The following is a 20673-nucleotide window of genomic DNA, read 5'->3' on the forward strand; positions in this document are numbered from 1 at the left end:
GCTTACGCCGCGGCGGGAGTCGGCGCCTGGCCCGCGCGACGCCACAGGGTGAGGGCGAGACCGAGCGCCGCGAGGACGGCGGCAAGCACGAGGACGAGCGTCCCGCCCCATCCCAGCGTGGCGAAGGGCCACCCGGCCAGCGCACCGATGACGGACGAGCCCGTGTAGTAACCGAACAGATAGAGCGAGCTCGCCTCGGCGCGATGGTGCGTTGCGAGGGCCGTGACCCACCCGCTCGCGCTCGCGTGGGCCGCGAAGAATCCACCGGTGAACGCCAGCATGCCGACGAGCAGCGTCGCGAGGTTGTCGAACCAGGTGAGGAGCAGGCCGAGAGCCATCGTCAGGGTCGAGACGGCGAGTACCGGCCCGCGACCGTATCGGTCGGCCAAGCGTCCGGCCCAGGCGGACGTGAGCGTGCCCGACAGGTAGAGGCAGAACACGAGGCCGACCACGGCCTGCGGCAGAGCGAAGGGCTCGCGCAGGAGGCGGAACCCCAGCACGTTGTAGATCGAGACGAAGCCGCCCATGAGGAGGAAGGCAACAGCCACGAGTGCCATGATGCGCGGGTTGCGCAGGTGGTGGGCCAGATTGGCGCTCGACGCGCGAAGGCCGATCCGCTTGGGTTCGAAGAAGCGGCTCGCCGGAGCGAGCTTCACGAAGAGGGCGGTGAACGCCAGCGCGACGACGGCAGCCGCTTCGAGCGCCCACCGCCACGTCGTGACGTCGAGCGCGAACGAGGCCACGATGCGTCCGGCCAGCCCACCGATCGTCGTCCCTGCGATGTAGCGGCCCATGGCCGTTCCGAGGGACGCGCCGTCCACCTCCTCGGCGAGGTAGGCCATGGCGACGGCGGGCACACCGGCGAGGGTCAGGCCCTGGAGGGCACGGCCGGCGAGGACGACCTCGAGCGAGGTCGCGAGAGGAATGAGCAGGCCGATGATCGCGGAGAGCAACGCCGAGGCGACCATGACGCGGCTGCGTCCGAAGCGTTCCGAGAGGATGCTGGCCGGAACGATGGCGAAGGCGAGCACACCGGTCGTCGCGCTGACGGCGAGGGCCGCCACGGCCGGGGCCGCATCGAACTCACGCGAGAGGTCGGGCAGGACGGCCTGCGCCGAGTACATCGACACGAAGGTCGCCATACCGGCCGCGAAGAGCGCCGTCGTGATGCGGGTATAGCCGGCGTCGCCGCGCACATAGCCCCGCGGTGCATCGGCGTGCTGTGCCGCCCCGTGCTGCTCGGTCTCCGCTGTCGCTGTCATGTCCCTCACTCTGCGCCGGGCGACCCACATACGGAAATACGTTCTCAATGCCACACTGATGCACATGACGCATGAACAGGATGCGGAGGTTCTCTCAGGTCACAGCTGGATCGTGACCCTGGCCGAGGTGGAGAACGTCACCGATGCCGCGGCGATGCTCGGGACGACCCAGCCGACCCTCTCCCGGAGGCTTGCGACGCTCGAATCAGCGCTCGGAGCGTCGTTGTTCGATCGACCGGGGCGGCGGCTGCGCCTCAACGACGCCGGACGCATCTACGTCGACGCGGCCCGCCGCGCGGACTTCACCATGGCCGTCGCCCGCGCGCGCATCGCCGAGATGCACGGGGGCGACGACGAACTGCGCCTCGGCTTCCTCCACAGTTTCGGCCCCTGGCTCGTGCCCCACCTGCTCGGCCACGTGCGTCGCAGTCACCCGCACGCACGCTTCCAACTCGTGCAGGACGCCGCCGAGACGATCTGTCGCCTCGTGCGCGAAGGTGACCTCGACGTCGGGATCGTCTCCCCGAAGCCGCGCGTGGAGGAAGGCCTCCAATGGCGCTCTCTCATCCAGCAACCGATCGCCCTGGCCGTTCCCGAAGACCACCCGTTGGCCTCACGCGGGGAAGTGACGCTACGCGACGCAGCCGAGGAAACCTTCGTCACCATGCCGGCTCACTACGGCATGCGACGCGTGCTCGACGAGGCCTGCGCCGAGGCCGGATTCCGCCCGCGTCTGGGGACCGAGTGCCAGGAGTTGGGTACGGTGCGCGGGCTCGTCGAAGCGGGGCCGGGCGTAGCCCTGCTCCCCCGCGAACAGCGTCGATCAGGCGCGGACGGTGTGCGCCTCGTGACTCTGTGCGACCCGGCACTCACGCGCGAGATCGGCATCGTGCGCGCCGCCGATCGGGTGCTCCCCGCCGTGGCACGTTCGCTCGCCGACGCGGAAGCGCCCCCACTACCTTTCGGGCAGTAGGGGCGCGTGGCGTGGGATGCGGAGCGGCGTCAGCCGATGTCGCAGGCGGGGGCGCTCGGCGCCGGGGTATCCGGCTTGCCGATCGACGGCATGCCGAGCGCGACGGCGGGCTTGGCCGCGCCGGCCGGCGTTCCCGCTGAGGCCGCGTCCTGCAGAGCCTGCCAGGCGTCGCCGCCGCGAGTGCGACGCACGTCGTACGTGCCCCCATCGAGACCGGAGTCCGCGACGAGGTGGTGCGGCGCACCGTAGGTGACCTCGACCGTCACCATGTCGCCCGGGCGGGGGCGCTCGGCTCCCTCGGGAACGGCGAAGTGGACGAGACGGTTGTCGCGGGCACGGCCCGACCTGCGGTTGGTCTCGGCGTCCTTGCGGCCCTCGGCCGGGGCGACGAGCACCTCGACCGTGCGACCCTCCTGCTCACGGTTGCCCGCCCAGGAGACGCGCTCCTGGAGCTCGATGAGGCGCTCGAAGCGCTCCTGCACGACTTCCTTGGGGATCTGGCCGTCCATCGTGGCCGCCGGGGTGCCGGGGCGAATGGAGTACTGGAACGTGAACGCGGAGCTGAAGCGCGACTTCTCGACGACGTCGAGCGTGCCCTGGAAGTCCTCCTCCGTCTCGCCGGGGAAGCCGACGATGATGTCGGTGGTGATGGCGGCGTCGGGCATGCGCTCGCGCACCTTGTCGATGATGCCGAGGAACTTCTTGCTGCGGTAGCTGCGACGCATGTCCTTGAGCACCTTGTCACTGCCCGACTGCAGGGGCATGTGCAGGCTCGGCATGACGTTCGGCGTCTCGGCCATGGCCTCGATGACGTCGTCGGTGAAGGCGGCGGGGTGCGGACTCGTGAACCGGACCCGCTCGAGGCCTTCGATCTCACCGCAGGCGCGCAGCAGCTTGCTGAAGGCCTGGCGGTCGCCGAACTCCACGCCGTAGGTGTTGACGTTCTGGCCGAGCAGGGTGATCTCGACGACGCCCTGGTCGACGAGTGCCTTGACCTCGTTGAGGATCTCGCCGGGTCGGCGGTCCTTCTCCTTGCCGCGCAACGCGGGCACGATGCAGAACGTGCAGGTGTTGTTGCAGCCCACCGAGATGGAGACCCAGCCCGAGTAGGCAGAGTCACGGCGCGTCGGCAGCGTCGAGGGGAAGACCTCGAGGGATTCGAGGATCTCGACCTGCGCCTCGGCGTTGTGGCGCGCGCGCTCGAGCAGCACCGGCAGGGAGCCGACGTTGTGCGTTCCGAAGACGACGTCGACCCAGGGGGCGCGGCTGACGATGTCGGAGCGGTCCTTCTGCGCGAGGCAGCCACCGACGGCGATCTGCATGCCCGGCGTCTTGTCCTTGACCGGGCGCAGGTGGCCGAGGTTGCCGTACAGCTTGTTCGAGGCGTTCTCACGCACCGCGCACGTGTTGAACACGACGAGGTCGGGGTTCTCCGGGCGCTCGGTGTCGGGCACCGCAGCGAAGTCGGTGTACCCGGCCTGCTCGAGCAGCCCCGAGATGCGCTCGGAGTCGTGGACATTCATCTGGCACCCGTGGGTGCGCACCTCATACGTCTTAGCCATGGCCCATCGATTCTAGTGCGCCTCGTCGGGTGCGGCCGAACCCTGGATTTCCTTGATGACCGACCACACGAGCGAAGGCGGATATCCCTTGCGGGCGAGGAGCCCGGCGAGACGCCTCGTCTGCGTCTGTTCGTCGAGGCGCGACATCGTTGTCATCTTCTTGCGCGCGAGTTGGAGGGCGACGGCGCGCTCGGCGTCGTCGTCGACCTGTTCGAGGGCGCCCTCGGCCACCTCGGGGGTGATGCCCTTGCGCTTGAGCTCCTGCACGAGCGCCTTGCGCGCCAGTCCGCGGGAGGCGACCTGTGAACGCACGAGCATGCCCGCGTAGGCCTCGTCGTCGACGAGCTTCACGTCCTCCATGCGGTCGAGCACGGCTTCCGCCACGTCGTCGTCGACCTCCTTCTCGCGCAGCTTGTCCGCGAGCTGCGCTCGACTCTTCGGGGCGGCCGTGAGCTGACGCAGAACGATCTCGCGAGCAAACCCCAGCGGATCCTTCTCGCGCTCGGCCGCCTCCTCCTCGCGGCGCTTCTGCGCCCGCTTCTCCCGGCGCTCGGCCTTCTCGGCCCACGTGAGCTGCTTCTTCTTACGCCCCTTGCCCTTGGCGCCACGGCCCGACGACCGTGCGCCCTCGCCGAAGGACGAACTCGAGGAGCCTCGCCGACCGGCCGAAGACGACTGCTCATCATCGCGAGGCTCGAAACCACCCGATGCCGGGCTCGAGCGCTCCTCACCCCAGGTGGTCGATGCGTCGAAGCTCGCCTCGACGACGTCGGAGGGGTCGATGAAGTCGGGCAGCCCCAGAGACTGCCCGACGTCGTCAGGTCGGTGGTTCATGCGCGTGCACGAGTCGGCGCGCGCCGGGTTACCGGTCGCGCGCCGGCGTCGATCAGAAGTCGACCGCAACCTCGGCGTCGATCGGCGCATCCGGGTCGAGAACGCCTGCCGCGTCCTCGGCGTCCGGGTCGGCGAGGATGCCCAGCTTCCGCTTGATCTTCAGCTCGAGCTCGTCGGTGAGCTGCGGGTTGTCCTTGAGGAAGTTGCGGGCGTTCTCCTTGCCCTGACCGAGCTGGTCTCCTTCGTACGTGTACCAAGCACCAGACTTGCGCACGAAGCCCTGCTCGACACCCATGTCGATGAGACCACCCTCACGGGAGATGCCCTGGCCGTAGAGGATGTCGAACTCGGCCTGCTTGAACGGCGGAGCGACCTTGTTCTTGACGATCTTGGCGCGGGTGCGGTTACCCACGGGCTCCGAACCGTCCTTGAGCGTTTCGATGCGGCGCACGTCGATGCGAACCGAGGCGTAGAACTTGAGCGCCTTACCACCGGTGGTCGTCTCCGGGGAGCCGAACATGACACCGATCTTCTCGCGCAGCTGGTTGATGAAGATCGCCGTCGTGCCGGTGGAGTTGAGCGCACCCGTGATCTTGCGCAGCGCCTGGGACATGAGGCGCGCCTGCAGACCGACGTGGCTGTCGCCCATCTCGCCCTCGATCTCGGCGCGGGGCACGAGTGCGGCGACCGAGTCGATGACGATGATGTCGAGCGAACCGGAGCGGATGAGCATGTCGGCGATCTCGAGCGCCTGCTCACCGGTGTCGGGCTGGCTGACGAGGAGCGAGTCGGTGTCGACGCCCAGCTTGCGGGCGTACTCCGGGTCGAGCGCGTGCTCGGCGTCGATGAAGGCGGCGATGCCGCCGGACTTCTGGGCGTTGGCCACGGCGTGCAGCGCGACGGTCGTCTTACCGGACGATTCCGGGCCGTAGATCTCCACGACACGACCACGCGGAAGACCGCCGATACCGAGCGCGACGTCGAGCGCGATCGAGCTGGTCGGGATGACCTCGATGGGCGGGCGCACGTCCTCACCGAGGCGCATGATCGAGCCCTTGCCGTGAGCCTTCTCGATCTGAGCCATCACGGTGTCGAGCGACTTCATCTTGTCGCCGCCTGGGGAAGTGGTGGGAGCCTGGGACTTGGCCATGGCGTTCTCCTTCGTCGAATCGTGGATGAGCGCGCCTACAGACGATCGAGCCCTCGGTCCACGTGCGGGTGACCTGGTGTCGAATCAGACGCTAGAGGCGAACACCGACAACCCCGCAATGGCAGCCCACGCACGTTGTGGACGGGGGTTCCCCGGCGTCGCATCTGTGGATGACGATACACGAAAGTTAGAACACGCGTTCGATCACGTGCAGCGTGGCGTGGCGGGAGGCGTCCCGGCTACTCGAAGGGGCGCTCGACGATGGGGAGATCCTCACCCAGACGGCGCGACTCCGGCACCTCGAAGGCGTCGCACACGGCCTCCCACACGCGGCGCGCGGGTACCCCCTCGGCGAGCGCCTCGTTCGCGGTGCGCCCGCCGAGGTCGGTGAGCACGTGGCTCGAGGCGACCATCGGGCCGTAGGCATCACCGAACTCGCCGAGCATCAGACGATTGAACTCACTCTCACGCACTCCCCCAGACTCTCCCGCCCGCACTCGGTTCGCCAAACGAGCGCCTTGCCCGACGGCCGACCTCCCCAACTCCGCGGACGCGCCACGTCCCTGCGTGCCAGGGTGGAGAACATGCTGGAACGTACGCCCGCCCATGTCCGCCCCGGAACCCGAGTGCTCGTCACCGGCGCTGCACGTGGCATCGGAGCCGCGCTGGCCACGCAACTCGCCTCCCACGGCGCACGTGTCGCGTTCACCGGTATCGAGCCCGACGCGCTCGAAGCGGCTGCTTCGGCCGCCGACAGCCCTTCGTACGCACTCGATGTCAGCGACCGTGACGCCGTCGACGAGGTCGTCGATCGCGTCGCAGCCGACTTCGGCGGCCTCGACGTCGTCGTCGCGAACGCCGGCATCGCACGGCAACTGCCGATGACGGGCGGCGACCCGAGTGTCATGGAGCGCATGCTCGAGGTCAACACCCTCGGCGCGTACTACACGGCCCGCGCGGCCGCGCGACACGTGGCGCACCCCGGCGGCTACCTCCTCATGACGTCCTCGCTCGCGGCCGCGGTGCACCTACCGTTGCTCGGTGCGTACTCGGCGTCGAAGGCGGCCGTCGAGGCGGTCGGCGACACCCTACGCATCGAACTGCGCCCCAACGGAGCCCGCGTCGGCGTCGCCTATTTCGCCGAACTCGACACAGAGATGACCTCCCGCGGGTTCGACACGGGAGCAGCGCACGCCCTGCTCGGGTCCCGGGGCACGTTGAGTGGCCTCGGCTCCCTGCCCCAGGCCGTCGACCGCATCGAACGCGGTATCGCCCGCCGTTCTCGCACCGTCTGCGCCCCGGCGTGGGTGCGCCCTGTCGTCCCGCTGCGTCATCTGGCCCAGCGTGCCGTCGAGTTGCGGGGCTTTCCCAACCTGCGCGAAGCCCTCGAGGTGGCCCGCAGCGAGGACGCCCCGTGGACGACTCCGCAGCCCGACGGCAGGCCGAGCGCACGTCACGGGGAGCACGCACGATGACGGCGCGCATCGCACCCGGCGGCCGTCGCGAGATCGGAGCCGTCGCCTGGCTGGGCTCGCGGATCGCGGGTCGGGTCACAGGAACCGAGCCACCGGCCTTCATCACGACGCTCGGGCGGGGACGGCGGCAGTTCTGGGGGTGGCTCGCGTTCGCCGGTTCACTCATGCCGTTCGGCACGCTGACGCGGCGCGAGAGCGAGTCGGTCATCCTGCGCGTCGCGGCCGTCACTGGGTGCGCCTACGAGAGCGCCCACCACCGTCACCTCGGCGAGCGCGCGGGCTTGAGCGCGGCCCAGGTCGACGACGCCGACGACACGGGCGACCTCAGCCCGGCGCTGTGGAGCGAGCGGGAACTCACAGTGCTCGCAGCCGCGGACGAGGTGGCCCGCACGGGTGACCTCACCGGCGCGACCTGGCAGCGAGTGCGCGGTCAGCTCAGTGAGCGCGAGGCCATCGAACTCGTCCAGCTCACCAACCACTACGTCATGCTCGCCACGACGCTGCGTGTGCTGCGCGTCGAACCGGATGCGCCCCGACGCACGGCGTGATTGAGAGCCCACCGACGCCGGTGGCGCTTCGGGTATACACCGCGACGACGGGGTTGTCGGCGGCTCGTGGGAGGCTGCCGTCATGAGCAGTTCCGTCGTCGAGCGTTTCTCCCCTGCCACGCGTGAGTGGTTCACGGGAACGTTCGGCGAGCCCACTCCCGCGCAGGAGGGCGCGTGGGAATCCATCAGTGAAGGTCGGCACACGCTGGTCGTCGCCCCGACCGGTTCGGGCAAAACCCTCAGTGCGTTCCTCTGGGCGCTCGATCGGCTCGCGAGCACGCCGCGCCCCGACGACGTGGACCGTCGCTGCCGAGTGCTCTACGTCTCGCCGATGAAGGCCCTCGCCGTCGACGTGGAGCGCAACCTGCGCTCACCGCTCGTCGGCATCAGGCACGCCAGCACGCGCCTCGGCCTCGAGGAGCCGGATCTCGGCGTCGCCGTCCGCTCGGGCGACACGACGCCGGCGGAGCGCCGCGCGTTCTCGTCGCGCTCGGCGGACGTTCTCATCACGACGCCGGAATCGCTGTTCCTCCTCCTCACGAGTAGCGCCCGCGAGCGCCTGCGGGGCGTCGAGTACGTCATCGTCGACGAGATCCACGCCGTCGCCGGCACCAAACGCGGAGCGCACCTCGCCGTGACGCTCGAGCGGCTCGATGCGTTGCTCGACTCTCCGGCACAGCGCATCGGGTTGTCGGCGACGGTCAGCCCGGTGAGCGAGGTGGAGCGCTTCCTCGCGGGCGGCCGCCCGGTCACGACGGTGCAGCCGCCCAGCACGAAGAACTGGGAGCTCGACGTCGTCGTGCCCGTGGAGGACATGGCCGACCTCGCGACGACGCCCACACCGGACGCCGAGGCCTCGTACGACGATCACGCGCCCGAGGCAACGGCCTCCATCTGGCCCCACGTGGAGGAGCGCATCGTCGACCTCGTGGCCTCGCACACCTCGACGCTGGTGTTCGCCAACTCTCGGCGCCTCGCCGAACGCCTCACGGCGAGACTCAACGAGATCTGGAGCGAACGCCTCGAGGCGGCCGAGGCCGAGCGTGCCACGAGCGCAGGGGAATCCGGGGGCCCCGGTGACCCCGCAGACGCGCACGAGCCGGAAGCCGACGCTGATTCCGGGGAGTTCATGCACGGGTACGACGCCCGGGCGAGCAAGCCGGCCGCCCAACTCATCGGTGGGGCGGGCACGAGCCGAGGCGCTCCGGCGGTCCTGGCCCGCGCGCACCACGGCTCCGTGAGCAAGGACGTGCGCGCCGACATCGAGACCGAACTCAAGGCCGGGCGCCTGCCGGCCGTCGTCGCCACGAGTTCGCTGGAACTCGGCATCGACATGGGCGCCATCGACCTCGTCGTCCAGGTGGAGTCGCCGCCGAGCGTGGCGAGCGGCCTGCAGCGCATCGGACGCGCGGGCCACCAGGTGGGTGCGACGAGCCACGGTGTGCTCTTCCCGAAGTACCGTGGCGACCTCCTCTCGGCAGCTGTCGTCGTCGAGCGCATGCGCTCGGGTGAGATCGAACCTCTCCGGGTGCCGAGCAACCCCCTCGACGTCCTCGCCCAGCAGGTCGTCGCCATGGTGGCGATGGACGACGTCCCCCGCTCCGATCTGCTCGCGCTCATGCAGCGCAGCGCGCCGTTCGCCTCGCTCACCTCCGGAGTGCTCGACTCCGTCCTCGACATGCTGTCCGGCCTCTACCCGAGCGACTCGTTCCGCGAGCTACGCGCACGCATCGTGTGGGATCGCACCGACGACGTCCTGCGCTCGCGCCCGGGCGCCCAACGTCTCGCGGTCACCTCCGGCGGCACGATTCCCGACCGTGGGCTGTACGGAGTCTTCCTCGCGGGCGGTGACGGCCCCGGCCGTCGCGTCGGTGAGCTCGACGAGGAGATGGTTTACGAGAGCCGCGTCGGCGACGTCTTCACGCTCGGCACGAGCACGTGGCGCATCGAGGACATCACGCGCGACCAGGTGCTCGTGACGCCGGCTCCGGGTCAGGCGGCGCGCCTGCCGTTCTGGAAGGGCGACTCCCTCGGTCGTCCGCTTGAACTGGGGCGAGCCATCGGTGCGTTCGCCCGCGAACTCGGCGACCTCGACGACGCCGCAGCCACCGCCCGGGCTCGCGCCGTCGGTCTCGACGACCTCGCCTCCCGCAACCTCGTCACGTACCTGCGCGAGCAGCAGGAGTCGACCGGGCGCCTCCCCAGCGACCGCACCATCGTCGTCGAGCGCTTCCGCGACGAGATGGGCGACTGGCGGGTCGTCGTCCACTCCCCCTTCGGCGCAGCCATCCACGCGCCGTGGGCCCTCGTCGTGGGCGCGCGGATGCGCGAACGCTTCGGCGCCGACGTCCAGGCCATGCACACCGATGACGGTCTCGTCTTCCGGCTGCTCGACACCGAGGGCGACGACGACACCCTCACGGCGGCCTTGCTCGAAGCGATCGTGCTCGACCCCGACGAGATCACCGCCCGCGTCACCGACGAGGTGGGCGGCACCGCGCTGTTCGCCTCCCGCTTCCGGGAGTGCGCCGCCCGGGCGCTTCTGCTCCCGCGTCAGAACCCGGGACGCCGCCAGGCGCTGTGGCAGCAACGCCAGCGGGCCGCCCAGCTCCTCGAGGTGGCGAGCGACTATCCGAGCTTTCCCATCGTGCTCGAGGCCGTGCGCGAGGTCCTCCAGGACGTTTACGACGTGCCGGGCCTCGTCGAGCTCATGCGCTCGGTGGAGCGCCGCGCCATCCAGGTGGTGCACACCGAGACGACGTCACCCAGTCCGTACGCCAAGGCCATGCTGTTCAGCTACGTGGCCCAGTTCCTCTACGAGGGCGACTCGCCGCTCGCCGAACGCCGCGCCGCCGCTCTGTCCCTCGACCCGGAGTTGCTCGCCGACCTGCTCGGCTCGGCCGGTGGCCTGTCGATCGCGGAACTGCTCGACCCCGACGTCGTCCGTCGCCACGAACGCCGACTGCAACTGCTCGATCCGAGCCGCCGGATGCGTCACGCGGAAGACCTCGCGGACGCATTGCGCACCCTCGGCCCGTTGACGCTCGACGAGATCGTTGCGCGCTCGGGGCGTCACGACTCCGCTGACGATGATTCCGGGAGCCGGGATCCCGGGGAACCTGATGCCTCACCGCACAGCGATGCCGCCCCGAATCTGAGTTCCGACGAGTGCCGTGCCTGGTGGAACGCCCTCGTCGGTGAGCGCCGCGCCATCGAGGTTCGGTGGGGCTCTCAGACGAGGCTCGCAGCCGTCGAGGACGCAGCTCGGTTGCGCGATGCGCTCGGTGTCGCCCTGCCGCCCGGCGTCCCGCAGGCCTTCCTCGAGCCCGGCGACACGCCCCTCGACGATCTGCTCACGAGGTACGCCGCGTGCCACGCACCGTTCACGGCGCAACAGGCGGCCGAGGCCTTCGCCCTCGGGGTGTCCGTCGTTCGAAACGCCCTCACGCGCCTCACACGAGCCGGACGCCTCACGCACGGCGCGCTGCTGCCCGACGCGCTGGGCGGCGGCGATACCTCCGGCGAATACTGCGACAACGCCGTCCTGCGTTCCCTGCGTCGGCTGTCCCTCGCGGCTCTTCGCGCCGAGATCGAACCGGTGTCCGCCACGCAGTACGCCCGGTTCCTGCCCCGCTGGCAGCAGGTGGGCGACACGTTGCGCGGTGCCGACGGGGTGTTGGCCGCTCTCGAACCCCTGCTCGGTGTGCCCATGCCGGCGTCGGCGATCGAGAGCCTCGTCCTGCCCGCACGGGTTCGCGGCTACCGGCCCGCCGACCTCGACGAACTGCTCGCCGCGGGTGAGCTGCTCTGGCAGGGCCACGGCAGCATCTCGACCGACGACGGATGGATCAGTTTCCACACGCCCGACTCGGCACCGTTGACCCTTCGGTCGGGCGGCAGCGACGCACCGGCCGACGATTCAGTTGATGCTCACGCTCCTGCGCCGCGCGCCGACGACGAGATGAGCGATCACACCGAAGCGCACACCACCGACCCTGACACCACCACGAGTCACGAGGTCACTGCTGGCGCGCAGCGCGTCACGTCGCGCGCGGTGCGCGACGTCCTCGCCCGCGGCGGAAGTCACCTGTTCCGTGACATCGCGGGAGCTCTCGGATCACACGATGACACCGCCGTCGCGGCAGCCCTCTGGCAACTCGTGTGGGACGGCGCCGCGAGCGGTGACACCTTCGCGCCGGTTCGGGCCCTGCTCAGCGGCGGCGCCAGTGCCCACAAGCCGCGGGTTCCGAGCAACCGCGGTTCTCGGTACGCGCGCCTGCGTGGCCCGTCGCTCTCCACCCGCTCGCGACCGACCGCCGCCGGTCTCGCGACGGGTCGTGGACCGGCGCACGGCGCGGGTCGTGGACCGGCGCACGGCGCGGGTCGGTGGCGGCTCCTGCCGGAGGCCCACGACGACCTCACCGAGCGCACGTTCATGGCGGCTGAGCTCCTGCTCGCCCGACACGGGGTCGTCACGCGCGGCGCCGTCGTGGACGAAGAAATACCCGGCGGGTTCTCCGCCGTCTACCGGGTGCTCGCCGGCGCCGAGGAGCGTGGCCTCGTGCGCCGCGGCTACTTCGTCGAGGGCCTGGGGGCGTCCCAGTTCGGTGCCGCCGTCGCCGTCGACTCGCTGCGTGCCACACGAGCGCCCGAGCCCGATCCGTGGGGTCGACGCGAACCGGAGATCCTCGTGCTCGCTGCCTGCGATCCCGCCAACCCGTTCGGAGCGGCCCTGCCGTGGCCGGCCGCCCAGGATGCTCACGCCGGGCATCGTCCTGGCCGTAAGGCGGGCGCCCTCGTCGTCATCGCCGACGGCGAGCTCGTCACCTATCTCGAACGTGGCGGTCGAACCGCCCTCACGTGGCCGGCTGACGACGCCGCCTGGGCACCCGTAGCCCGCGCCCTCGCCGACCTCGTGACGCGTGGTGCGCTCTCGTCGCTCACCGTGCGCACAGTCAACGGCCTCACCGCCCTCGGCAACGACGCTCCCCTCGTCGCGGCGCTGCTCGAGGCGGGCTTCCATTCCTCACCCCAGGGCATCCGCAAACGCCGCTGACGTTCCGCGGTCCGAACACGACGAAGGCCCGCCACCCGCTCGAAGCGGGTGACGGGCCTCGTCCTGGCGTGATGCGTCAGGCTGCGCGGGCCACCGCGTCACGCTGCGGGTGCAGCACGACGGGGGCGCTGGCCTTCTCCGCGGCCTGCACGCTCGCGGCGACGAGCGACAGCGTCTCGGACATAGGCAGCTCGAGAGCCTCGCAAACCGCAGCGAGCAGCTCCGAAGAGGCTTCCTTCTCGCCGCGCTCGATCTCGCTGAGGTATCCGAGCGAGATGCGGGCCGTCTTCGAGACCTCGCGCAGGGTGCGCCCCTGTGCGCGGCGCTGCTGGCGCAGCACGTCACCGAGCTGTTCGCGAAGCAAGATCATGCGTTCCTCCTGGCGACGGCGCATCGGTGCGCGCGATTGGCGATGTCAGGTTCCAACATAGCGCTGAGGGGTGACAACCCCAACGGGTGTTCACCGCGTGTGGTCGAGCGCCATCTGCCAGGCCGCCCAGGCGGCTGCCCGACGGATCTCGGCGCGGTCCCCCACGAACTGAAACCTGTCGACATGGCAACGCCCTCGCTCACCCGAAGATTCCCCGGAGAACGCCACGGCGACGTAACAGGTTCCGACGTCCTGGCCGTCCTGGATGGCAGGTCCTGCGACGCCCGTCGTCGCCACGGCGAGGTCTGCCGCGAAGAGGCGTACGGCACCGTGAGCCATCTCGAGAGCGACGTCGGCGTCGACAGCACCGCGCTCACGCAGCAGGTCGGCATCGACGCCGAGCACCGCGGCCTTGGTGGGCGTCGCGTAGGTGGCGGCTCCCCCGCGCAGCACGGCGCTGGCGCCGGGAACGTCGGCGATACGCGCGCTCACGAGGCCGGCGGTGAGGGACTCGGCCGTGGCGATCGTCAGGCCACGATCACGCAGCTGCTCGACGAGACGCGTCGCGAGATCGGCCGAGTCGTTCTCGGTCACGGCGCGCCGGTCCTGCTCGCTCATGACTGCGTCGAGCGCGCCCGCGCCGTCCGGGCGCTCTCACGTCGCAGCTCGGCCGCGCGGAAGAAGTAATCGATGCCAGTCGCGACGGTGACGACGATGGCGGCCGCCATGACGACCCACGCCCCGATGTGGCCCCAGTCCGGAAGCGGCAGGACGAAGAGTCCAGCCGCGAGCGCCTGCAGGGCCGTCTTCAGCTTGCCGCCGTGACTCGCGGGCATCACGCCGTGACGGATGACGACGAAGCGCAGCGCGGTGATGGCGAGCTCGCGGGCGAGCACGACGATCGTGGCCCACCACGGCAGCACGTCGATGATCGACAGCCCGATGAAGGCCATGCCCATGAGCGCCTTGTCGGCGATCGGGTCCATGAGCTTGCCGAACTCGGTCTCGAGGCCACGGGATCGGGCGATCTGGCCGTCGATGCGGTCGGTGATCGAGGCGACGACGAACAGGACGAACGCGATGATGCGGTAGGTGGTGTTCTCACCGCCGTCGGCGAGCAGGAACCAGGCGAAGAACGGTACGAGGGCGATACGGCCCATCGTGAGAACGTTCGCGAGGTTCCAGGTGCTGACGGGCTTGCGCGCCGCGGTGGGCGTCTCGGTCTCGTGATCGCTCATCCGCTTCACCGCACCTCGGCGACGAGGTCGATGCCTTCGGTGGCGACGACCTCGACGCTCACCATGTCGCCGGTGGCGAGGGGGCGCTCGTCGCTCGTCTCGACGTACGTGACGCCGTCGACGTCGGGGCCCTGCTGTCCGGCGCGGCCGACGAAGCGCAGTTCGCCGTCCTCGTCCTCCTCCGCCTCGATGAGGACGTCGAGGCGTTCTCCGACGCGCTCCTCGGCTCGCTGGAGGTTGAGTTCCTCGGTGAGCGTACGGAAGTGCTCGAGGCGGGCTTCGATCTCGTCCGTGGGTAGCTTGTCCGCGTAGCTCTCGGCCTCGGTGCCGTCCTCGTCGGAATAACCGAAGACACCGACGACGTCGAGACGCGCGGCGACGAGGAACTGCTCGAGTTCCTGGAGATCCTTCTCGGTCTCACCGGGGAAGCCGACGATGACGTTCGAGCGGATGCCGGCGTTCGGCGTGCGGCGGCGCACGTCGTCGAGGAGCGTGAGGAACGACTCGCGGTCACCGAAGCGGCGCATCGTGCGCAGGAGCGGCCCGGAGGCGTGCTGGAAGGAGATGTCGTAGTACGGCGCGACGCCGGGCGTGTTCGCCATGACGTCGAGCAGGTCGGGTCGGATCTCCGCAGGCTGCAGGTACGACACACGCACACGCTCGATGCCGTCGATGGCGGTGAGTTCGGGAAGCATGGTGTCGAGCAGACGCAGGTCGCCGAGGTCCTTGCCGTACGACGTCGAGTTCTCCGAGACGAGGAAGACCTCCTTGACGTCGTGCTCCGCGAGCCAACGCGCTTCGGCGAGAACGTCGGAGGGACGGCGGGACAGGAACGCGCCGCGGAAGGCCGGGATGGCGCAGAACGCGCACCGTCGGTCGCAACCGCTCGCGATTTTGAGCGGGGCCCACGGGCGGCCGTCGAGGCGGGCGCGGATGACGCGCGGCGTACTGACGGGCGAGGCGACTTCCACGTCGGAGGGCTCACGCGTCGGAGCGTCGCCGTGGCCGGGCAGCGCGAGGCCGGAGGCTCCCTCCTGACGCTTGGCCGGCGAGATCGGCAGCAACTTACGACGGTCCCCCGGCGTGTGGGCCTCCGGCTTGTGGCCGTTGAGCACGGCAGTGAGGTGGGAGCTCATGTCGGAGTAGGAGTCGAAGCCGAGCACGGCGTCCGCCTCGGGAAGCTGCTCCGCGAGCTGGTTGCCGTAACGCTCGGCGAGGCAGCCGACGGCGACGACGGCCTGCGTGCGGCCCGAATCCTTGAGGTCGTTCGCCTCGAGGAGAGCGTCGATGGAGTCCTTCTTCGCCTGCTCGACGAAGCCACACGTGTTCACGACGGCGACGTCGGCCTGAGCGGCGTCGTCGACGAGGGTCCAGCCCTCGGCCGAGAGGCGACCGGCCAGTTCCTCGGAGTCGACCTCGTTGCGCGCGCACCCGAGGGTGACGACGGCGACGCTTCGTGAGGGGGCGGAAGTCATGGCACCGAGTGTAGTGGCGCACCGTCACCGCGCCCGACGACGCGCGGGGTGCCACCTATGCTGAGCGCTGTGTATGACGCGCCACTGACCACTGCTCCGTTGCTCCTGTCGCTCGTACTCGCAGCCTCGGGGGTGGCCAAGCTCGTGGACCGCGAGACGGTCGGTGAAGCGTTTGTCAGCCTGCGTCTTCCCGGAGCGCTGACTCGGCTGAAGGCACCCACGCTGCTGCCGTTCGCGGAACTAATGCTCGCGTTGGCACTTCTCGTGACGTCAGGAGCGCTCGCCGTCGTCGTCGCCCTCGTCGCGCTCGCGGTGTTCGTCGCGTACCTCGTCGTCATCGTGCGAGCTCTGGGCTTCGACGAGCCGGTGACCTGCTCGTGCTTCGGCAAGCTGGGTCTCGGGACGGTCGACCGTTTCACCGCCGTGCGCAACGGGGTGCTCGTCGCCCTGGCGCTCGTCACGCTCTACGACGCGACACGCGGGCGCAGCGTCGTGTCGCGGTTCGCCGACTTCGACGGCGAGGCCTGGGCCTGGCTCCTCGCCGTGCTCGTCGGCATCGTGCTCACGTGGCTCATCGCGGGCCACCGCGGCGGGCAGGAAGCGTCTGCGCCCAGCGACGCGGGCGACGACTATGTGCGTCAACCCATCCCCTACGCCGTGCTGCGCACCCGCGAGGACGCCGGCGTCACCCTGCGCGAGATGGCCTACAGCAACCCTGTCCTCCTGCTCCTCGTCTCGCCGCACTGCGGTTCGTGCCTCCCCGTGATCGAGCGGGCCCGTACGTGGCAGCACAAGCACGAGAACCTGCGCACCGTTATCGTGCTGAGCGGCGATCCGGACGAACCCACCGGACTGCAGGACGAAGGCGACTTCGACGTGATGTTCGACCCGTCCTTCGAGATCGGCCGCCTGTTCGCAGGCGGCAACCCGACCGCCGTCCTGCTGGGCGCCGACGGAATGCTCGCCGGCGGTCCGGTGAGCAGCAAGGGCAACGTCCTGGAGCTCCTCGACGAGATCAGCGAAGAACTGTCGGCCGTCGAACAGCCTGCGGCCGATGACGACGCGGCCGCTGAGGACGCTCCCGACGCGTCTGTGACGCAGACGTCCCTCGAGACGCCGCCAGCCCTCGCGACACCGGCTCCCGTGGTCCAGTCATCCCCCGCTCCCGCCGTCGACGACGCTGCCGACCTCCCGGTGACCGACACCGGTGTGGCCGAGACCCAAGACGTCGTCGAAGACGACGAGTACGTCACACGCCCGACGCCCTACGCGCTGTTCACCGACGGCACCGGCACGAAGGTCTCGCTCATGGACATCGGCCGGGCCGGGCCGACCGTGTTGCTCCACGTCAGCACCGGATGCGGGTCGTGCAAGGAGGTACTGAACTCCGTCGCCACGTGGCAGGCCTCGCTGCGCGGCGTTCCCATCTTCTGCATCGTCGGCCACGAGGCCGAGGTCGAGCGGCTGGCGCCGTACGGCATCGAACCGAACCGCGCGCTCATCGACGAGCCGCGCGCCGTCGCGACGATGATGCGCCTCGGCACGCCATCGCTGTTCGCCATCGGTCCCGACGAGCACCTCCTCGCCGGCCCGGTGAGCGGCCAGGTCGACATCACGGCAACGATGGAGGCGATCATCGGCGAGGTCAGGGCGGTGCGCCCCGAGGACGCCGGTGACGACCAAGCTGACGGCACGCCGGTCTGAGGCGAGACGGGCCACGCCCCGCGAAGCAGACAGAACGACGGCGCCGCACCTCTCGGGTGCGGCGCCGTCGTCGTTGCCTGTGTTCTCCGTCAGCGGCCGTTCTGCGTCAGTTCCCAGGCGTCCTCGGAGCCGTCGCCGCCGTCGTGACCGTCGTAGTACTGCTCGCCCGGTTCGTCGAGATCGCCCTGCGCCTGGGCGACGAGGTCGACCGGACCGCCGTCGGCGCCGCTGGCCACGGCATCGTCCGGAACGTCCTCGCCCTTGAGCAGCGCGAGCGTCATGGGGAGGTCGTCGGGCTTGACGAGCACGTCGCGGGCCTTGGAGCCCTCCGAGGGGCCGACGATCGCACGCGACTCGAGCAGGTCCATGAGGCGACCGGCCTTGGCGAAGCCGACGCGCAGCTTGCGCTGCAGCATCGAGGTCGAACCGAACTGCGTCGTGATGACGAGCTCGGCCGCCTGCAGCAACACGTCGAGGTCGTCACCGATGTCCTCGTCGATCTCCTTCTTGGGCGCCGTCTGCTGAACGTCCTCGCGGTAGTTGGGCGCGAGCTGAGCCTTGACGTGCGCGACGACGCCGTGGATCTCCGACTCGTTGACCCACGCGCCCTGCACACGCATCGGCTTGCTCGCGCCCATCGGCAGGAAGAGCGCGTCACCCTGACCGAGGAGCTTCTCGGCGCCGGGCTGGTCGAGCACGACGCGGCTGTCGGCGAGCGACGACGTCGCGAACGCCAGACGCGACGGCACGTTGGCCTTGATGATGCCGGTGACGACATCGACCGACGGGCGCTGCGTCGCGAGGATGAGGTGGATACCGGCGGCACGCGCGAGCTGCGTGATGCGCTGGATCGAGGCCTCGACGTCACGCGGCGCGACGAGCATGAGGTCCGCCAACTCGTCGACGACGACGAGGAGGTACGGGTACGGCGCGAGCTTGCGCTTGCTGTCCGGCGGGAGGGTCACCTTGCCCGCACGCACGGCCTTGTTGAACTCGTCGATGTGCTTGTAGCCGAACGCGGCGAGGTCGTCGTAGCGCGCGTCCATCTCGCGCACGACCCACTCGAGAGCCTCGGCGGCCTTCTTCGGGTTCGTGATGATCGGCGTGATGAGGTGCGGGATGCCCTCGTACGCCGTCAGCTCGACGCGCTTGGGGTCGACGAGCACCATGCGCACCTCTTCGGGCGTGGCCCGCATGAGGAGTGAGGTGATCATCGAGTTGACGAAGCTCGACTTACCGGCACCGGTGGCACCGGCGACGAGCATGTGCGGCATCTTCGCGAGGTTGGCCACGACGTAGCCACCCTCGACGTCCTTACCGACACCCATGACCATCGGGTGGTGATTGTTGCGGGCCGCCTGGCTGCGCAGCACGTCACCGAGGCTGACAAGTTCCTTGTCGGCGTTCGGGATCTCGATACCGATGGCCTTCTTGCCCGGGATGGGCGACAGGATGCGCACGTCGGCGCTGGCCACGGCGTAGGCGATGTTCTTGCTCAGACCCGTGACGCGGTCGACCTTGACGCCGGGGCCGAGCTCGACCTCGTAACGCGTGACCGTCGGGCCGCGGGTGAAACCGGAGACGACGGCGTCGATGCCGAACTGGTCGAGCACCTCGGTGAGCGCGTCGACGACGCGATCGTTCGCGGCCGAACGCTCCTTGGGCGGCGTGCCCTCCTCGAGGAGGGTCGACTCGGGCAGCGTGTACGTGATGTCGCCGGCGAGGGCGAGCTGCTCGACGCGCTGTGGGAGCTGTTCCGTCGGCTGAGCCTCGACCTGACGTTGAGGCACCTCGGCGGCCGGGCGCTGCGCCGTCTCCTGGCGGGCTGCGGCGGCCTTGGGCGATTCGCCGGGACGCTGCTTGGAGCCGCCGGCCGTCTCGACGGCGGCGGTGTCGGCCTCGTCTGTGTTGGCCGGACGGGACGTGGTCGCACGCGAGCCGCGGGCCCGAGCCAGGGCTGCGGCGCCCGCCGAAGTGGCGCGCTCGCCCTCGTCGGCGGCGGAGCCGTCCGCCGGGTCGCCGTCTTCGATCGTGTCGATGTCGTAGATCTGCTGCTCGCCGCGCTGGCGACCGAGGGTCTTGCGCGAGCCACGCCCGCGACCGCGCGGACCGCGGCCGACGACCTCTGCTGCCTGCTCGTACGGCTCGTCGCCGTGGTGGACGTCGGCGGCGCGGCGGGGTGCTCCGCCGCGCGCACGGTTGCCGATGTCGGCGCCGTGCAGGTCGTCGGCGACAGCGTCGCTTTGGGCGTAATCGCGCTCCTCGGTCGGAGCGTGACCGCCGAAGATCGTGGCCTCAACCTCACGCAGACGCTGAGGGATGCGGTTGACCGGCGTGCGCGTCAGCACGAGGAAACCGAAGAACGACACGAGGCCGAGGATGACACCGGCGCCCCAGAGCGTCAGGCCTGCGGCTAGCGGGCCACCGGAGATGACGCCGAGCACTCCGCCGGCGTCACGCACGGCGTCGACGTCACCCGCGGCCGGGCGTCCGCCGACGAGGTGAGCGATACCGGTGGAGCCGAGGGCGAGGATGCCGAGACCGATCGACATGCGGTGGGTGGGCTGGTGGCCGCGCGGGTGGCGGAACATGTGCAGACCCATGCCGATGAACACGACAGGCAGGACGTAGGCGATGACGCCGAACGTTCCCGCGGCGACGGCGTGGACGATGTCACCGAACATGCCGGGCAGGTTCCACCACTCGCGCGCCGCGACAACGATGCCGAGGGCGAGGAGGAAGAAGCCGATGCCGTCGCGACGGTGCTCCGGCTCGAGTTCGGCAGCGCTGGCGCCGACACGACGCACGGTGCCGCCGGCGACGTGGGAAACCCCCATCCAGGCGCCACGAGCAGCACGGCTGGAGGCCGACGGGCCCTGCTGAGCCGAGCTCGAACCGCGCCCCTTGCCGGGCGCGCTCTTGGAGGGCGCCTGCTTGCGGGGCGCGTTCTTCGCCGGGGTGGTGCGGGCGCGCGAGGAGGTGGTGCTCCGACTGTTCGGGGCACTCTTCTTCGCTACGAGAACGCT

Annotated in this window: 15 protein-coding genes; 5 read left to right on the forward strand and 10 right to left on the reverse strand. The window is 70.0% G+C overall.

Annotated elements, in window-relative coordinates:
• Nucleotides 1-2: 2 nt before the first annotated feature.
• On the reverse strand, nt 3-1262 hold the full coding sequence (locus tag IM689_RS09460; RefSeq protein ID WP_193643785.1) for an MFS transporter: 1260 nt from the start codon (nt 1260-1262) through the stop codon (nt 3-5).
• 64 nt (nt 1263-1326) lie between these two features.
• Between IM689_RS09460 and IM689_RS09465 the strand changes: the two genes are divergently transcribed.
• Nucleotides 1327-2235, forward strand: a complete 909-nt coding sequence (locus tag IM689_RS09465) for a LysR family transcriptional regulator (protein WP_193643786.1) — start codon at nt 1327-1329, stop codon at nt 2233-2235.
• A 29-nt stretch (nt 2236-2264) separates the two neighbouring features.
• Here the strand turns inward: IM689_RS09465 and miaB are convergent, their stop codons facing one another.
• The 4 genes from miaB to IM689_RS09485 all read right to left on the reverse strand — a co-directional run bounded on the left by miaB (nt 2265) and on the right by IM689_RS09485 (nt 6254).
• Entirely contained in the window at nt 2265-3797 is a 1533-nt protein-coding gene (miaB, locus tag IM689_RS09470; RefSeq protein ID WP_193643787.1) for a tRNA (N6-isopentenyl adenosine(37)-C2)-methylthiotransferase MiaB, read from the reverse strand.
• Nucleotides 3798-3809: 12 nt separating this feature from the next.
• The gene (locus IM689_RS09475; protein ID WP_193643788.1) at nt 3810-4631 is read right to left on the reverse strand and encodes a regulatory protein RecX; all 822 of its coding nucleotides are present in this window, start codon (nt 4629-4631) and stop codon (nt 3810-3812) included.
• 52 nt (nt 4632-4683) lie between these two features.
• Entirely contained in the window at nt 4684-5736 is a 1053-nt protein-coding gene (gene recA / locus IM689_RS09480; protein ID WP_370633531.1) for a recombinase RecA, read from the reverse strand.
• Between the two features lie 284 nt (nt 5737-6020).
• Nucleotides 6021-6254, reverse strand: a complete 234-nt coding sequence (locus IM689_RS09485; RefSeq protein WP_182434682.1) for a DUF3046 domain-containing protein — start codon at nt 6252-6254, stop codon at nt 6021-6023.
• Between the two features lie 111 nt (nt 6255-6365).
• Between IM689_RS09485 and IM689_RS09490 the strand changes: the two genes are divergently transcribed.
• The 3 genes from IM689_RS09490 to IM689_RS09500 all read left to right on the forward strand — a co-directional run bounded on the left by IM689_RS09490 (nt 6366) and on the right by IM689_RS09500 (nt 12860).
• Entirely contained in the window at nt 6366-7256 is an 891-nt protein-coding gene (locus IM689_RS09490; protein WP_193643790.1) for an SDR family NAD(P)-dependent oxidoreductase, read from the forward strand.
• Nucleotides 7253-7804: a carboxymuconolactone decarboxylase family protein gene (locus IM689_RS09495; RefSeq protein WP_193643791.1), complete on the forward strand. Its 552-nt coding sequence runs from the start codon at nt 7253-7255 to the stop codon at nt 7802-7804. The genes IM689_RS09490 and IM689_RS09495 overlap by 4 nt, the downstream gene beginning before the upstream one ends.
• Before the next feature lie 82 nt (nt 7805-7886).
• Complete coding sequence (locus IM689_RS09500; RefSeq protein WP_193643792.1) at nt 7887-12860, forward strand: Lhr family ATP-dependent helicase; 4974 nt, start codon at nt 7887-7889, stop codon at nt 12858-12860.
• 76 nt (nt 12861-12936) lie between these two features.
• Here IM689_RS09500 and IM689_RS09505 read toward each other — a convergent pair whose 3' ends face one another.
• The 4 genes from IM689_RS09505 to rimO form a co-directional block, all read right to left on the reverse strand.
• Nucleotides 12937-13230, reverse strand: coding sequence for a helix-turn-helix domain-containing protein (locus tag IM689_RS09505; RefSeq protein WP_047311399.1), 294 nt, complete (start codon nt 13228-13230; stop codon nt 12937-12939).
• Between the two features lie 90 nt (nt 13231-13320).
• Complete coding sequence (locus IM689_RS09510) at nt 13321-13848, reverse strand: CinA family protein (RefSeq protein ID WP_193643793.1); 528 nt, start codon at nt 13846-13848, stop codon at nt 13321-13323.
• Complete coding sequence (gene pgsA / locus IM689_RS09515) at nt 13845-14468, reverse strand: CDP-diacylglycerol--glycerol-3-phosphate 3-phosphatidyltransferase (RefSeq protein ID WP_193643794.1); 624 nt, start codon at nt 14466-14468, stop codon at nt 13845-13847. Before pgsA ends, IM689_RS09510 begins: the two co-directional genes overlap by 4 nt.
• 5 nt (nt 14469-14473) lie before the next feature.
• Complete coding sequence (rimO, locus tag IM689_RS09520; protein ID WP_193643795.1) at nt 14474-15943, reverse strand: 30S ribosomal protein S12 methylthiotransferase RimO; 1470 nt, start codon at nt 15941-15943, stop codon at nt 14474-14476.
• Between the two features lie 69 nt (nt 15944-16012).
• Here rimO and IM689_RS09525 point away from each other — a divergent pair, with 69 nt between their 5' ends.
• Nucleotides 16013-17647, forward strand: a complete 1635-nt coding sequence (locus IM689_RS09525) for a MauE/DoxX family redox-associated membrane protein (protein WP_193643796.1) — start codon at nt 16013-16015, stop codon at nt 17645-17647.
• Between the two features lie 89 nt (nt 17648-17736).
• Here IM689_RS09525 and IM689_RS09530 read toward each other — a convergent pair whose 3' ends face one another.
• Nucleotides 17737-20484, reverse strand: coding sequence for an FtsK/SpoIIIE family DNA translocase (locus tag IM689_RS09530; protein WP_193643893.1), 2748 nt, complete (start codon nt 20482-20484; stop codon nt 17737-17739).
• Nucleotides 20485-20673 lie beyond the last annotated feature (189 nt).

The organism is Dermacoccus barathri, assembly GCF_015070805.1.
Lineage (GTDB): Bacteria > Actinomycetota > Actinomycetes > Actinomycetales > Dermatophilaceae > Dermacoccus > Dermacoccus abyssi.